Below are 14,105 nucleotides of genomic sequence, written 5' to 3'. Positions count from 1 at the left end.
AAGATTGGCTATGGCAATGCGTTCCCAATACTGCGGTCAAGTGACCGAAGCCCAGATGGGCGAAACCGTGAGCCTGTGCGGCTGGGTCAATCGCCGCCGTGACCACGGTGGTGTGATTTTCATCGACCTGCGCGACCGCGAAGGCTATGTGCAAGTGGTCTGCGATCCGGACCGCGCCGAGATGTTCAAGGTGGCCGAAGGCGTGCGCAATGAGTTCTGCGTGCAGGTCAAGGGTTTGGTGCGTGCCCGTCCTGATGGCACCACCAACGAATCGATCAAGAGCGGCAAGATCGAAGTGCTGTGCCATGAGCTGATCGTGCTGAACGCCTCGGTGACGCCTCCTTTCCAGATCGACGACGAGAACCTGTCGGAGACCGTGCGCCTGACCAACCGCGTGCTGGACCTGCGCCGCCCGGTCATGCAGCGCAACATGATGCTGCGCTACAAGACGGCCATCCAGGTGCGCAACTTCCTCGACAAGGAAGGTTTTGTCGATATCGAAACGCCGATGTTGGGCAAGAGCACGCCTGAAGGCGCACGTGATTACCTGGTGCCCAGCCGCGTGCATGATGGCGAATTCTTCGCGCTGCCCCAGTCGCCCCAGCTGTACAAGCAGATGCTGATGGTGGCCGGCTATGACCGCTACTACCAGATCACCAAGTGCTTCCGCGACGAAGACCTGCGCGCTGACCGCCAGCCCGAATTCACGCAGATCGACTGCGAAACCTCGTTCCTGAACGAGGAAGAGATCCGTGCCATCTTCCAGCGCATGATCAAGGAAGTGTTCCAGACCCAGCTGAACGTGGACCTGGGCGAGTTCCCGATCATGACCTACCAGGATGCGGCCTTCCGCTTTGGTTCGGACAAGCCGGACCTGCGCGTGAAGCTGGAGTTCACCGAGCTGACCGAAGTGATGAAGGATGTGGACTTCAAGGTCTTCTCGGGCGCTGCCAACATGAAGGGCGGCCGCGTCGTGGGCCTGCGCGTACCTGGCGGTGCACGCGAGCAGGGCGGACTGTCGCGCGGCGACATCGATGCCTACACCGACTTCGTCAAGATCTATGGCGCCAAGGGCCTGGCCTACATCAAGGTCAATGAGCTGGCCAAGGGCCGTGACGGCCTGCAGTCGCCCATCGTCAAGAACATCCATGACGCTGCGATTGCCGAGATCCTCAAGCGCACCGAAGCGCAAGACGGCGACTTGATCTTCTTTGGCGCCGACAAGGACAAGATCGTCAACGACGCCATCGGCGCCTTGCGCATCAAGATTGGCCACAGCGCCTTTGGTAAGAGCACCGGTCTGTTTGAAGACCGCTGGGCTCCGCTGTGGGTGGTGGACTTCCCGATGTTCGAACACGACGAAGAAAACGACCGCTGGGCCGCTGTGCACCATCCCTTCACGTCGCCCAAGGATGGCCATGAGGACCTGATGGACACGGACCCCGGCAAGTGCATTGCCAAGGCCTACGACATGGTGCTGAACGGCTGGGAGCTGGGTGGCGGCTCGGTGCGTATCCACCGCGCCGATGTGCAGTCCAAGGTGTTCACTGCGCTGAAGATCAGCGCTGAAGATGCCCGTGCCAAGTTCGGCTACCTGCTGGACGCGCTGCAGTACGGCGCGCCTCCCCACGGTGGCCTGGCCTTCGGTTTGGACCGCTTGATCACCTTGATGACCGGCTCCGAGTCGATCCGCGACGTGATCGCCTTCCCCAAGACCCAGCGCGCACAGGACTTGCTGACCCAGGCTCCATCGCCGGTGGACGAAAAGCAGCTGCGCGAACTGCACATCAAGCTGCGCAACACCGCAGCAGCGCAGTAAGCAGACCGCGCGGTGCATGGGCATGCCTGATGCACGGCGCCGCCACAAGGCCAAAGCCCTCCGGGTTTTGGCCTTTTTTGTCATTTTGGGGCGCTATGCTTCGGCGTGACTGACAGATTGCAAAGGGTGCCCATGCATGGGATGACTGCGACTTCCAACCGATCCAAGCGCTGGGTATACGGCATGGCCCTGGCTGCCATCGCGCTGGCCTTGGCCGGCTGCGGTGAAAAGAAGACCGAGCTGGGCCAAGGCGGCTCCGAAGTCTCGGGCTCGGCCGGCCCGGCGGGCGGGCAGGGCGCGCATGCCAGCCTGGAGCGCTGCGACGAGCCGATTGCGACGGTGGCCTTGCTGGAGAACCCGCGCGGCTATGTGATGCCCAGCAGCGTGAACCTGCCGCCCACCCCCGTGCCGTTGGTGCGCTTGCTGATGCAGCAAAGCGGCTGCTTTCGCGTGGTGGACCGGGCAGGAGGCCTGCAGGGCACCATCCGCGAAGGGGAGCTGCAGGATGCCGGCGTGCTGCGCCCCAATGGCACGGTGCAAAAGCGCAAGGGCTATGAGGCCCAGTACACGATGGTGCCCAACCTGACCTTCAGCGAGCAGGATGCGGGCCGGGGCCTGGCGGGCATCATCGCGATGGTGCCGGTGCTGCGCGATATTGCTGGCCTCGCGGGCGTGGCCGAGCAGGTCAAGTTCAAGGAGGCGCAGACCGCCTTGTTTTTGACCGATAACGAGACCACCGAGCAAGTGGCCGCTGCCACCGGCTCGGCCCGTGCCACTGACCTGGGCGTGGGTGGCGTGCTGCTGGGCCGTTTGGGTGGCGGCGCTGGCATGGGCTGGAGCAATACCAATGAGGGCAAGGTGATTGCTGCCGCCTTTTTGAACGCCCACAACCTGATGGTGCAGCAGGTGCGGCTGTTGCAGGCCAAGGCCTTGCCACCGGCCGTGGCCACCCGCAAGCCCGAGGCCAAGCGTTGATGAAGCAAGCGACCACAGGCGCCAGCCTGCCCTACAAACTGCCCCGCTCGGTGCTGGTGATCATCCATACCGCTGATCTGCAGGTGCTGCTGCTGCGCCGCGTCAACCAGATGGAGGGCCAGGATTACTGGCAACCGGTGACCGGCAGCCAGGACAGCGACACGGAAACCTGGCAAGAAACAGCGATCCGCGAGGTCTGGGAAGAAACCGGCATCGATGCCAAGCAGCCCGGTTGCTTGCTGCGGGATTGGGAGCTGGAGAACATCTACCCCATCTACCCGCAGTGGCGCCACCGCTATGCTTCCGATGTGTGCATGAACACCGAGCATGTGCTGAGCCTGCAGGTGCCGTCCTACACCAAGATCGTTCTGAGCCCCAGAGAGCACACCGCCCATGCGTGGCATGATTGGCGTGAGGCAGCAGAACGCTGCTATTCCATCTCGAACAGCGAAGCCATTCTCTGGCTGCCGAGGTTCATAGCTTCATGACCGATACCCACGACGATTTGCCCATTTTGCGGGTTGCCACTTACAACATCCACAAGGGAGTGCAGGGCCTGGGCCCCGTGCGCCGGTTGGAGATCCACAACCTGGGCTTGGCGGTCGAGCAAATGGATGCAGACATCATCTGCCTGCAGGAAGTGCGCAAGGACAACCGCAAGGAGATGAGTTTTTTCAACAATTGGCCCGAGCAGAACCAGGCCGATTTCTTGACGCCTTTGGGCTACACCGCCGCCTACCGCACCAATGCCACCACCCGCTGGGGTGAGCATGGCAATGCGCTGTTGACCCGCTGGCCCATTCTGGAATCCAACCACCGTGACATCTCTGACCACCGCTTTGAGCAGCGCGGCCTGCTGCATGTGGCAATGGAGATTGCTGGCCAGCGCATCCACACCATCGTCGTGCATCTGGGGCTGGTACAAGGCAGCCGCTTGCGCCAAACGGCGCTGATCCATGAGTTCATCAAGGCCCATGTGCCCGATGATGAGCCGGTGATCGTTGCCGGGGACTTCAACGACTGGGGCTTCCAGGTCAAGCGCATGCTGGCGGGTTTTGGCTTGTTCGAGTATGACGAGAAGCCGTTGATGACCTATCCCTCGCGCCTGCCGGTGGTGCAGCTGGACCATGTCTATGCCCGGGGTTTGACGCCTTGCGGCCTGTTTGTGCCACGGGGGCGCATCTGGTGGCGCATGTCTGACCACCTGCCGCTGATCGCCGAGTTTCGCCTGCGCGACTGAGGCCCGGCCCGCGCCGGGAGTTTTGCGGCAAGATGCTATCGAATCAATAGCTTTTAGCCTTTTCTTGCGCTGCCTGTAGGGCGAGAAACACCTTATGCTTGCAGGTCTGCAATCGCTGCTACCATCCCCGCTATGTTTACAGAACTATCCGATCCGAATAAAGCACCCGCCAGCGACGAAGGCACGCCGGTGTCCGTCAAGATCCGTGAGCGGATAGTGGCAGCCCAGAAGCGCTTCCATGCGAACGACAACATCGCCGACTTCATCGAGCCGGGCGAGTTGGAGCGATTGCTCGACGAGGTCGAGGGCAAGATGCAGGGCGTGCTCGACAGCATGGTGATCAACACCACGGACGACCACAACACCCGCAACACCGCGCGCCGGGTGGCCAAGATGTACCTGACCGAGGTGTTCAAGGGCCGCTATGTGCCCCAGCCTGAGGTCACCGCTTTCCCCAATGCCGAGCACCTGAACGAGTTGATGATCGTCGGCCCGATCACCGTGCGCAGCGCCTGCAGCCACCACCTCTGCCCGGTGATTGGCAAGGTCTGGATTGGCGTGCTGCCCAACAAGAACACGAATGTGATCGGTCTGTCCAAATACGCACGCCTGGTGGACTGGGTGCTGGGCCGTCCCCAGATCCAGGAAGAAGCCATCGTGCAGCTGGCCGATCTGATCATGAAAAAGACCCAGCCCGATGGCCTGGCCGTGGTGCTGGAAGCCTCGCACTTCTGCATGTCCTGGCGGGGCGTGCGCGAGATGGATTCCAAGATGCTCAACTCCGTGATGCGCGGCGAGTTTCTGACCGACCCCAATCTGCGGCGCGAGTTTCTGTCGCTGATTCCGCAGCGCGCTGGCAATTGATTGCCACGCTGAGCACACAACGCCCGGGCCCGCCCCGGGTTATTTTTTTGCCATTTCGCTTGCCATGACGATCCACGCTTTCACGCTCATCATTGTGGCTGGCATCATCCATGCCTTCTGGAACATTGTGGCCAAGAAGGCAGGGGGCGATGCCCGCTTCTCGCTGTTCACCTCGGTGCTCAATGCGGTCGTCTGGCTGCCGGTGGGCTGGTGGGTGGGCAAAGATGTGGTGCCGCTGTGGGGCACGACCGAATGGGCTTTTGTCTCGGCCAGCGCGCTGCTGCATATCTTTTACTTTGTCACCTTGCTGCGCGGCTACCGGGTGGCTGATCTGACCGTTGTTTACCCACTGGCGCGCGGCAGCGGCCCGCTGATCTCGTCGATGGTGGCGGTGCTGTTCTTGGGTGAGCAGCTGTCCAGCCTGGGTGCCGTCGGCATCGCCGCCGTGGTGGTGGGCGTGTTCTTGATTGCGGGTGGCCCGGCCATGCTGCGCACTGCCACCCAGCCCGGCGCTGGAGAGGCGCGGGAGCGCACGCTCAAGGGCCTGTACTACGGCTTGCTGACGGGCCTCTTTATTGCGGCCTATACCGTCGTGGACAGCTATGCCGTCAAGGTGGTGCTGCTGTCGCCGATCCTGCTGGACTACATGGGCAACCTGGTGCGGGTCGTGATGCTGGCACCCCTGGGCGTCATGAACTGGCCCGAAACCCAGCGCCTGTGGCGCCTGCAATGGCGCTTTGCACTGGTCGTGGCCATCTTCAGCCCCATGGCCTATGTGCTGGTGCTGTATGCGGTGCAAACGGCGCCCATCTCGCATGTGGCGCCGGCGCGGGAGGTATCGATGCTGTTTGCCGCACTGATTGGCGGCAAGTTGCTGGGTGAGGGCGACCGCCTGCTGCGCATTGCCGGCGCCTTGCTGATTGGCGTGGGCGTGGTCGCGCTGGGACTGGGCTAAGCAATGCCAAAGGCCGCACTGCCACCACTGCCACCGCTGCTGGGCTGCGATTTCAGCAGCAGCCCCAGCCCGCGCAAGCCGATAGTGCTGGCCTGGGGCCGGCTGGATGCGGATGCCCAGACCGTCACCTTGGAGGGCTTCCACCGCTTTTCTACCTTGGTGCAGTGGCAGGCCTTTTTGCTGCAGCAACCGGCCTGGGTGGGCGGCTTTGACCTGCCGTTTGCGTTGCCACGCGAGCTGGTCAACAGCCTGGGCTGGCCCAGCGACTGGCAGGCCTGCATGCAGCACTACGCCCGCCTGGAGCGCAGCGAGATCCGCGATCTGTTCAAGGCCTTTTGCGATGCCCGGCCGGTTGGTGGCAAATTTGCCCACCGCGCCACCGATGGGCCCGCAGGCGCCAGTCCCTCAATGAAATGGGTGAACCCGCCGGTGGCCTGGATGCTGCATGCCGGTTTGCCCCGGTTGTTGGCGCTAGGTGCCGATTTCCCCGGCCTGCTGCGCAGGGACAGCACGCGCGTCGCGCTGGAGGCCTACCCCGGCATGCTGGCGCGCGAGCTGATCGGCCGGCGCAGCTACAAAAGCGATGACCGCCAGCGCCAGACGCCCGAGCGTGCCCAGGCCAGGGCAGCGCTGCTGGAAGCCTTGCAACAAGGCCGGCACCGGTTGGGGCTGCGCTTGCTGGCCGAGGCTCCGCAGCTGCAGACCATGGCGGCGGATGCCAGTGGCGACCACCTCGATGCCGCCATCTGCATGCTGCAGGCCGGTTGGGCGCTGGCCCAGCATGCGGCGGGCGATGCGCTGTATGGCTTGCCGCCCGGCATTGACCCGCTGGAAGGCTGGATCGTCACTGCGCCGCTGTCACGCCCGTAAGCGCTGGCAGACCGGGTCGGTTGGGCCGCAGGCCATAATGTGCCGGTCCTTCGCCGCTGGTCTGCGGCTCTTCCCCCGAGACATTCCTATGCCCACTTTTCAATCCCTGCTGGCCTTTTTTGGTGTTGCCGTGCTGCTGGCGCTGTCGCCCGGGCCAGACAACCTGTTTGTGCTGATGCAATCCATCCAGCGCGGCTGGCGGGTGGGCATAGCTGTGGTGGTTGGCCTGTGCCTGGGTGTGGTGGTACACACCACGGCGGTGGCACTGGGGCTGGCGGCGGTGTTTGCCGCGTCCAGCATTGCGTTCACGGTGCTCAAGTGGTGTGGCGCCGCCTACTTGGCCTACCTGGCCTGGGGGGCATGGCGGGCACCGGTGGCTGCAGATGCCTCCGCTGGCGGAGCGGCTGCCGGCGGAAGCGGTCGAGCGGACATCGCCGGCAAGGACCTGCTGGTGATGGTGCGCCGGGGCGTGGTGATGAACCTCACCAACCCCAAGGTACTGATCTTTTTTCTGGCCTTTTTGCCGCAGTTTGCCGATCCCAACATTGGCCCGGTTGGCCCGCAGATCTTTGTCTTTGGCGCTGTGTTCATCCTGGCGGCCTTTCTGGTGTTTGGCGCCATTGCGCTGTTCTCGGGCGCTTTTGGCAATCTGCTGCTGCGCTCGCCTCGGGCGCAGTTCTGGCTGAACAAGATCACCGCCGTGGTGTTTGTGGGGCTGGCAGTGAAGCTGGCCACCGCGCAGCGCTGAAGCGCTGTACGGTCCCCAGCTGCTGCGCTGGCGGAGCGCTTTAGCTGTGGTGGTAGCGGTATTCCTGCGTCTTGCCGCCATAGCCATAGGCGGCGGCGCGGGCATCGATCACATGCACATAGGACACCGGATGCAGATGCGGCATCAGGCCGGCTATCGTGTCGTAGACCGCTTGCAGGTAGCGCGCCTTTTCAGCCTTGGTATTGGTCTCGTCGGTGATGCTGATGTCCAGCTGAAAGGCCGATTGTCCCAGCTCCTCCAGTGTCTGGCCTGCAATCCACCAGTCCTGCGCAGCGACCTGGCTGAAGGTGATGGCGATCACCTCGGGGCGCTTGCCCAGAATATCTTGGGTGAGCTGGGCAATGGCTTGGCTGATTTTCTGCTGGCGCTCGGTGTTGCGTGGACCAGAGAGCTGGATGGCGATGTGGGGCATAAGGGGCTCCTGCGTTGAACGATGGGTCGATTGTGCGAGTCCTCTATGCATTTGAAAAACGGGAAGATGTGATAATTGCCATCTGTTAAACCGTTGGATAACCCATGGCCCACCTGGAGCTGGCGCAGCTGAGAACGCTGATCACCGTTGTCGAAGCAGGCAGTCTGACAGCGGCGGCGCCGCAGTTGTTTCTGTCGCAATCGGCGGTGAGTGAGCAAATCAAAAAGCTGGAGGACTGCGTTGGCCAGCCGCTGCTGTTGCGCAGCAAGACCGGCGTGCTGCCGACGGAGGCTGGCAGCCAACTGCTGGGCCATGCGCGCGCGCTGGTGGGCCTGGCCGACCATGCCTTGCGTGACCTGCGTGGCTTGGCGCTGCAAGGGGCCCTTAAGCTGGCCATCACCGACTACTTCAAACCCGATGCGCTGGCGCGCATGCTCAAGGCCTTGGCAGCGCGGCATCCTGCCGTGCGGCTGGAGGTGAGCGTGCTGCGCAGTGCCGAGGTGGAGGCGGCCTATGCCCAAGGGCAGTGCGACCTGGGCGTGGTGATGGCGCTGCCGCCCTTCAAGCAGCGCCTGCAGACCCTGGGCCCTGAGGAGCCTTTGGTCTGGGCGCGTGCGCGGCAGTGGACGCCAGAACCTGGGCAGCCCTTACCGCTGCTGGCTTTGCCGGAGACCTGTGCCCTGCGCCAATACGCTGAAAGCCGTTTGCGCCAGCAGGGCCTGGACTATGTCGTGGCGCACCAAGCCTCCGGGGTTGCGGGCCTGCAATCGGCGATCGCTGCAGGCCTGGGTGTGGCATGCATCAATGCCACCGCGTTGACCGACACGATGCAGCCGGTCCTGCCAGAAGCGGGCTTGCCGCGTCTCACCCGGGTGCAGTTTGGCCTGCTGCCAGCCCGGGGGCCTGAGTCCGCCCTGGTGCAGCAGGTGCGGGCATTGCTGCCATCGGATTGGCTGTCTTAGAACCTGTTCAAAGTCTCTACGCAGCCGCGTTGGAGTGCAATCGGGATGAGTTCGAAGGGATGGTCCACAGCTTGCACCGGGGTGCAAGCAAGGGCCAGCGCGCAGAAATCGCCCGATTTCACTCCAACCCTGCGGGACAGTGTCTTTGCGGGTGGTCTGCGTCGTTGCAGCGCTTGCCAATAGCTGGCTATTGGCTGCGCACTGCGCCTTGCATCCCATCCCGCAAAGACACTGTCGCGGCGCGAGGAGACTTTGAACAGGTTCTTAGCCCGGCGGCAGCGGCCAGGGCTTTTGCGGGCCTCGGATCTGTTCAAAGGCGCGTGACAGCTGCAGCACGCCCAGGTCGTCAAAACGCGCACCGGCAATTTGCAGGCCAATGGGCAGGCCGGCGGCGGTGTAGCCGCAGTTAATGGAGGCAGCCGGCTGCTCCGACATGTTGAAGGGGACGGTAAAGCCAATGTGCTCCAGCGGGCGCAAGGGGTCGTTGGTGGGCGATGGCCATTCGGCCGCAAAGGCGACGTGCGGCGCGACGGGGGAGATCACAAAATCAAAAGCGCTGCAGGCTTTGACGGTGGCCAGGCGCACCTGGTGGAACTGCTGGCTGGCCTGGAACACCGCGTTGCCGCTCATGCCCTCGGCGCTCTCGGCCCAGGTGCGGATGTAGGGCAGCACCTTGTCGCGCTGCGCGCTGCTGAGCGCCTGCAGATCCGTCAAAGAACGCATGCGCCAGAAGCGGTCCATGCCGTCCAGCATCGCGGGGGTCATAAAGGGCTGCATCGGCGTGATCTGCGCGCCAGCGGATTCCAGCAGCGCGGCCGCTTGCTCTATGGCGGCCCGCACCTCGGGCTGCAGCGGCAGGCCGCAGCCGGCATCCAGCAGCAGGCCAATGCGCTTGCCCTTGATAAAGTCCGCGCCGGTGGTGGCCACCGTGCGCCAGGCAATATCTTGCGGCGGCAGGCTCATGCTGTCGCGCACATCGGGGGCTGACAGCACCTGCATCATCAGCGCCGAGTCGTCGACCGTGCGGGTCATCGGGCCGGCGGCGCGGCCTTGGTAAGGCGGGTCGATGGGGATGCGGCCCAGGCTGGGTTTGAGGCTGTAGATGCCGCACCAGCTGGCCGGCAGGCGCAAGGAGCCGCCGATGTCGGTGCCGATATGCAGAGGGCCGTAGCCGGCGGCTGCCGCCGCGCCGCCACCGGCGCTGGAGCCGCCCGGGCCCTTGCTCAGGTCCCAGGGGTTGCGCGCCAGCGGGTGAAAGCTCGACAGGCCCGAGGACAGCATACCGTAGTCGGGCATCGTGGTTTTGCTGAAGCAGATGGCATGGGCCTCGCGCAGGCGGGCTGCGGGTGGTGCATCGGCTGCGGCGGGCACCAGGGTGACGGCCGCTGTGCCAGCGGGCAGTGGGTCGCCCCGCGTGGCAATGTTTTCCTTGATCGTCACCGGCAGGCCATCGAGCAGGCCGGCGGGTGCCCCCTGGTGCCAGCGCGCCTCGCTGGCCCGTGCCTGCGCCAGCGCCGCTTCAGGCCGGTACAGGTAGGTGGCGCAGAGCTGGGGCTCCCAGCGCTCGACATGGGCGATGACGGATTGCATGACATCGACGGGGGAGAGTTCTTGCTTTTGGTAGGCGGCCAGCAAGGCGGTGGCAGGCCAATCGTGCAACGCGGTCATATTGGGCAGAGCTCGTGAAAAGTTTAAGAAGCACCATGAAAAACGCCCATCTCGGCAGGCCGTAGATGGGCGTTGTGCAGGTTTCAAGCCTAGCGCAAGCAGGGGCCTATGACCAGTACATGGATGACAGGTCGTTGATGAAGATCGGCATGTCCTTCCACAGCCCACGCACGTTCTTGGCGGCGATGGTGACCCACTGCGGCTGGTACAGGTAGACGTTGGCGGCATCTTCGGCCAGCAGGCGCTGAGCCTCGCCCAGCAAGCGTGAGCGGTCGGCCGGGCGGGCTTCGAGCTTGATCTGTTCGAACAGCTTGTTGAACTTCTCGGACTTGTAGCCCCAGTAGTAATCGGGGCGGCTGTAGTTCTCCAGATCGAAAGGCTCGACGTGCGAGATGATCGACAGGTCGTAGTTCTTGTTGGTGTAGGTGCCCGAGAGCCACTGCGCCCATTCCACGTTCTGCAGCTTGACCTCGACGCCGATCTTGGCCAGCTGCGCGGCAATGATCTCGCCGCCCTGGCGCGCATACGGCGTAGGCGGCAGGGTCATGCTCAGGCTCAGCGGGGTTTTGACACCTGCTTCTGCCAGCAGCTTCTTGGCCTTTTCCACGTCATAGGGATTGATGCCGGTGGTGTCCACATAGCCGAAGGCGCCGGGCACATAGTGGCTGCCGATGGGCACGCCCAGGCCTTCAGCCGCGCCGGCAATGACGGCCTTGCGGTCAATGGCGGCAGACAGCGCGCGGCGCACCCGCACATCGTCGAGCGGCTTGCGGCGCTCGTTGATGGCGACGATGGTCTTGGCGCGTGAGCCAGAGATGACGACCTGGTAGCGCGGGTTGGTCTTGAACTGGTCAATGCCCCGCGCCGAGACGCGGGGGAAGACATCCACATCACCGGCAAGCAAGGCAGCGACCTGGGCGGCGGCATCCGAGATAAAGCGGAAGGTGGCGCGGCGGATGCGGATGCTGCCGGGGTTGCGGTACTGCGGCCAGGCATCCAGGGTGATGGACGCGCCCTTGCTCCAGTTGCCCAGCTTGTAGGGACCGGTGCCGATGGGCTTGGTGGCATTGGTGTCGGCGCTCTTGGGCTCGACGATGACCGAGGTGGCCTGGCCCAGCACAAACAGCAGGTCCGGGTCGATTTCCTTGTTCAGGATCACCACCGTGTGCTCGTCCACCACCTGGGCCGTCAGGTTGGCAAAGGTGCGCTTGTCCTTGTTGGTGCTTTTCTCGCCGGAGGCACGGTCCAGGGAGAACTTCACGCTCTGGGCATTGAAGGGCTCGCCATTGTGGAAGCTCACGCCCTTGCGCAGCTTGAAGGTGTAGGTCTTCAGATCGGGCGAGACCTCCCAGCTCTCGGCCAGCAACGGCGAGACGCTGCCGTCGGCATTGATCTTGGTCAGCGTCTCGTACAGGTTGTAGTGGGTGATCTCGGCAATCGACGAGGCCGCACCGGCGGTCGGGTCCAGTCCTGGCGGCTCCAGGGTCATGCCCAGCACCACAGTGTCTTTCTTGGTCTGCGCCTGGGCCATGCCAGGCAGCCACATCGGCAGCGGTGCCAGGGTGCCTGCAGCAAGCAGGTGTCTACGGTTCAGCATCCGGTACTCCTTGGATCGGGTTTTATTCAATTTATGGGGGAAAGCAGTGAGGCGGCGGCCGTTGGAAGGCCGCCGAGGAGCTCAGCACTGTTTATACAGGACTTGTCCCAATCCCTGCTGGCATGCGGTGTCGGCGTGGCCGCACCTGGGGCACGGCCTGCACCAGTTTTTGCGTATAGGGATGCTGCGCATGCTGGAACAGCTGCGCTGGCGCACCGCGCTCGACGATCTCGCCCTGGTAGAGCACCACCACCGCATCGCAGAGGTGGTTGATGACGGCCAGGTCATGGCTGATCAGCAAGTAGGTGATGCCATGCTGCTGCTGCAGGTCCTGCATCAGGTTGAGCACCTGGGCCTGCACCGAGACATCGAGCGCACTGACCGGCTCGTCGGCAATGATCAGCCGGGGCTTGGTGATCAGCGCGCGGGCAATCGCTATGCGCTGGCGCTGGCCGCCGGAGAACTCATGCGGGTACTTGTCCACATCCTGCGCGCGCAAGCCCACTTGCTGCAGCACCTGGCTGGCGCGTTCGCGCTGTTCGGCCCGCGAGCTGGTGTTTTGTGCCTGCAGCGGTTCGCTGACGATGCGCTCCACCGTCTGGCGCGGGTCCAGCGAGCCATAGGGGTCCTGGAAGACCATCTGGAAATCCTTGCGCGCCCGGCGCAGCGCGGCAGCCTGCATGCGGTGCAGGTCCTGGCCATCCAGCAGCACCTGGCCGGCGGTGGGCTGGTCCAGCGCCATCACCAGGCGCGCCAAGGTGGATTTGCCCGAGCCCGACTCGCCGACGATGCCCAGGCTCTGGCCGGCATGCAGCTCAAAGCTCACACCCCGAAGTGCCTGCACGGTGGGCGGCGCGGAGAAGAGTTTTTCGCGGGGCAGGGTGTAGGTGCGCACCAGGTCGCGCACTTGCAGCAAGGGGGTGTCTGGGGCGGCTGCCGTCATGCGGGGGTCTCGTCAGGGGTCGGGGTGGCGATGGCATAGGCCTCGGGCCGCAGGCAATGCACCTGGTGCGCCTCCTGTGGGTGGGTCGATGGCAGCGCCACCTGGGGCGGTTTTTGCACAAAGCAGGGCGGCTGGGTAAAGCTGCAGCGGCCGGCAAAGGTGCAGCCGGCGGGCAGATCGGCCAGCTCGGGCACGGAGCCGGCAATGGTGTGCAGGCGCTGGGGCTGGCCCTGAATGCGCGGCTGCATGCTGGGGCGGGCGGCCAGCAGGCCCCGGGTGTAGGGGTGGGCCATGTGCTCAAACACGGCCTCGGTGCTGCCCGATTCGACAACGGTGCCGCCGTACATCACGACCATCTTGTCGACGTTCTGCGAGATCACGCCCAGGTCGTGCGAGATCAGCAGCAAGGCCATCTGGCGCTCTTCGACCAGGCCATTGATGAGGTCCAGGATCTGCTGCTGGATGGTCACATCCAGCGCCGTGGTGGGCTCGTCGGCAATCAACAGATCCGGGCCGCATGCCAGTGCCATCGCGATGGTGATGCGCTGGCGCTGCCCGCCCGAGAACTGGTGCGGGTAGGCATCAAAGCGCTGCGCCGGCTGCGCAATGCCCACGCGGTCGAGCAGTGCAATGGCTTCTTCGCGGGCCTGGCGCGCGCTCCAGCCCTTGTGCAGGCGCAGCGGTTCGCTGATCTGGCGGCCGATGGTGTGTACCGGGTTCAGCGCCGTCATCGGCTCCTGGAAGATCATGGCAATGCGGTTGCCGCGCACGCCCCGCCACCAACTGTCGGGCTGCTGCACCAGGCTTTGGCCGTCCAGGGTGGCGCTGCCGCTGACCTGGGCACTCTCCGGTAGCAGGCCCATCAAGGCCATCGCGGTGATGGACTTGCCGCAGCCCGATTCGCCAATCAGGCCCAGGGCCTGGCCGCGCTCGATCTGAAAACTGATATCGCGCACGGCGCGCGCAGGGCCCCGGTGGGTTTGCAGCGCAATGCCCAGGTGCTGTACATCGATCAATGCCATGGCGATTCC

The 14,105-nt window shown here is 64.1% G+C and carries 14 protein-coding genes; 9 read left to right on the top strand and 5 right to left on the bottom strand.

Features of this window, described 5'->3' with window-relative positions:
- Positions 1 to 10 precede the first annotated feature (10 nt).
- The 8 genes from aspS (at position 11) to HS961_RS20985 (ending at position 7,471) form a co-directional block, all read left to right on the top strand.
- On the top strand, positions 11 to 1,819 hold the full coding sequence (gene aspS, locus HS961_RS21020) for an aspartate--tRNA ligase (RefSeq protein WP_182325377.1): 1,809 nt from the start codon (positions 11 to 13) through the stop codon (positions 1,817 to 1,819).
- A 141-nt stretch (positions 1,820 to 1,960) separates the two neighbouring features.
- On the top strand, positions 1,961 to 2,794 hold the full coding sequence (locus HS961_RS21015) for a CsgG/HfaB family protein (RefSeq protein ID WP_238347690.1): 834 nt from the start codon (positions 1,961 to 1,963) through the stop codon (positions 2,792 to 2,794).
- Complete coding sequence (gene nudB, locus HS961_RS21010; RefSeq protein ID WP_182325375.1) at positions 2,794 to 3,282, top strand: dihydroneopterin triphosphate diphosphatase; 489 nt, start codon at positions 2,794 to 2,796, stop codon at positions 3,280 to 3,282. The genes HS961_RS21015 and nudB overlap by 1 nt, the downstream gene beginning before the upstream one ends.
- Positions 3,279 to 4,034 carry an endonuclease/exonuclease/phosphatase family protein gene (locus tag HS961_RS21005; RefSeq protein WP_182325373.1) on the top strand — a complete coding sequence of 252 codons (756 nt, stop codon included), beginning with the start codon at positions 3,279 to 3,281 and terminating at the stop codon, positions 4,032 to 4,034. The genes nudB and HS961_RS21005 overlap by 4 nt, the downstream gene beginning before the upstream one ends.
- Positions 4,035 to 4,166: 132 nt before the next feature.
- Complete coding sequence (folE, locus tag HS961_RS21000) at positions 4,167 to 4,898, top strand: GTP cyclohydrolase I (protein ID WP_182325371.1); 732 nt, start codon at positions 4,167 to 4,169, stop codon at positions 4,896 to 4,898.
- 64 nt (positions 4,899 to 4,962) lie between these two features.
- The gene (locus HS961_RS20995; RefSeq protein WP_182325369.1) at positions 4,963 to 5,853 is read left to right on the top strand and encodes an EamA family transporter; all 891 of its coding nucleotides are present in this window, start codon (positions 4,963 to 4,965) and stop codon (positions 5,851 to 5,853) included.
- A 3-nt stretch (positions 5,854 to 5,856) separates the two neighbouring features.
- Positions 5,857 to 6,723 carry a DUF429 domain-containing protein gene (locus HS961_RS20990; protein WP_182325367.1) on the top strand — a complete coding sequence of 289 codons (867 nt, stop codon included), beginning with the start codon at positions 5,857 to 5,859 and terminating at the stop codon, positions 6,721 to 6,723.
- 88 nt (positions 6,724 to 6,811) lie between these two features.
- Entirely contained in the window at positions 6,812 to 7,471 is a 660-nt protein-coding gene (locus HS961_RS20985; RefSeq protein ID WP_182325365.1) for a LysE family translocator, read from the top strand.
- Between the two features lie 40 nt (positions 7,472 to 7,511).
- On the opposite strand, the gene HS961_RS20980 is transcribed toward HS961_RS20985, so the two are convergent.
- Positions 7,512 to 7,904, bottom strand: a complete 393-nt coding sequence (locus HS961_RS20980) for a tautomerase family protein (RefSeq protein ID WP_182325363.1) — start codon at positions 7,902 to 7,904, stop codon at positions 7,512 to 7,514.
- Between the two features lie 104 nt (positions 7,905 to 8,008).
- Between HS961_RS20980 and HS961_RS20975 the strand changes: the two genes are divergently transcribed.
- Positions 8,009 to 8,866 carry a LysR family transcriptional regulator gene (locus tag HS961_RS20975; protein WP_182325361.1) on the top strand — a complete coding sequence of 286 codons (858 nt, stop codon included), beginning with the start codon at positions 8,009 to 8,011 and terminating at the stop codon, positions 8,864 to 8,866.
- Between the two features lie 264 nt (positions 8,867 to 9,130).
- Here the strand turns inward: HS961_RS20975 and HS961_RS20970 are convergent, their stop codons facing one another.
- From HS961_RS20970 to HS961_RS20955, 4 genes are all read right to left on the bottom strand, one after another.
- On the bottom strand, positions 9,131 to 10,534 hold the full coding sequence (locus tag HS961_RS20970) for an amidase (RefSeq protein ID WP_182325359.1): 1,404 nt from the start codon (positions 10,532 to 10,534) through the stop codon (positions 9,131 to 9,133).
- A 106-nt stretch (positions 10,535 to 10,640) separates the two neighbouring features.
- Entirely contained in the window at positions 10,641 to 12,131 is a 1,491-nt protein-coding gene (locus HS961_RS20965; RefSeq protein ID WP_182325357.1) for an ABC transporter substrate-binding protein, read from the bottom strand.
- 91 nt (positions 12,132 to 12,222) lie between these two features.
- Complete coding sequence (locus tag HS961_RS20960) at positions 12,223 to 13,074, bottom strand: ATP-binding cassette domain-containing protein (RefSeq protein ID WP_182325355.1); 852 nt, start codon at positions 13,072 to 13,074, stop codon at positions 12,223 to 12,225.
- Positions 13,071 to 14,096 carry an ABC transporter ATP-binding protein gene (locus HS961_RS20955; RefSeq protein ID WP_182325353.1) on the bottom strand — a complete coding sequence of 342 codons (1,026 nt, stop codon included), beginning with the start codon at positions 14,094 to 14,096 and terminating at the stop codon, positions 13,071 to 13,073. The genes HS961_RS20960 and HS961_RS20955 overlap by 4 nt, the downstream gene beginning before the upstream one ends.
- Positions 14,097 to 14,105 lie beyond the last annotated feature (9 nt).

It is taken from the genome of Comamonas piscis, assembly GCF_014109725.1.
GTDB classification, from domain to species: Bacteria; Pseudomonadota; Gammaproteobacteria; order Burkholderiales; family Burkholderiaceae_C; genus Comamonas; species Comamonas piscis.
The sequence above is the reverse complement of the archived record's forward strand: the minus strand, read 5'-3'. Positions and strand labels throughout refer to the sequence as shown.

Bases quoted from the DNA above. Each gene is read 5' to 3' on its own strand.
- HS961_RS20985 (WP_182325365.1), top strand. From the start codon at position 6,812: ATGCCCACTTTTCAATCCCTGCTGGCCTTTTTTGGTGTTGCCGTGCTG.
- HS961_RS20980 (WP_182325363.1), bottom strand. From the start codon at position 7,904: ATGCCCCACATCGCCATCCAGCTCTCTGGTCCACGCAACACCGAGCGC.
- folE (WP_182325371.1), top strand. From the start codon at position 4,167: ATGTTTACAGAACTATCCGATCCGAATAAAGCACCCGCCAGCGACGAA.
- aspS (WP_182325377.1), top strand. From the start codon at position 11: ATGGCAATGCGTTCCCAATACTGCGGTCAAGTGACCGAAGCCCAGATG.
- HS961_RS20990 (WP_182325367.1), top strand. From the start codon at position 5,857: ATGCCAAAGGCCGCACTGCCACCACTGCCACCGCTGCTGGGCTGCGAT.
- HS961_RS20975 (WP_182325361.1), top strand. From the start codon at position 8,009: ATGGCCCACCTGGAGCTGGCGCAGCTGAGAACGCTGATCACCGTTGTC.
- nudB (WP_182325375.1), top strand. From the start codon at position 2,794: ATGAAGCAAGCGACCACAGGCGCCAGCCTGCCCTACAAACTGCCCCGC.
- HS961_RS20970 (WP_182325359.1), bottom strand. From the start codon at position 10,534: ATGACCGCGTTGCACGATTGGCCTGCCACCGCCTTGCTGGCCGCCTAC.
- HS961_RS21015 (WP_238347690.1), top strand. From the start codon at position 1,961: ATGACTGCGACTTCCAACCGATCCAAGCGCTGGGTATACGGCATGGCC.
- HS961_RS20995 (WP_182325369.1), top strand. From the start codon at position 4,963: ATGACGATCCACGCTTTCACGCTCATCATTGTGGCTGGCATCATCCAT.
- HS961_RS20955 (WP_182325353.1), bottom strand. From the start codon at position 14,096: ATGGCATTGATCGATGTACAGCACCTGGGCATTGCGCTGCAAACCCAC.
- HS961_RS21005 (WP_182325373.1), top strand. From the start codon at position 3,279: ATGACCGATACCCACGACGATTTGCCCATTTTGCGGGTTGCCACTTAC.
- HS961_RS20960 (WP_182325355.1), bottom strand. From the start codon at position 13,074: ATGACGGCAGCCGCCCCAGACACCCCCTTGCTGCAAGTGCGCGACCTG.
- HS961_RS20965 (WP_182325357.1), bottom strand. From the start codon at position 12,131: ATGCTGAACCGTAGACACCTGCTTGCTGCAGGCACCCTGGCACCGCTG.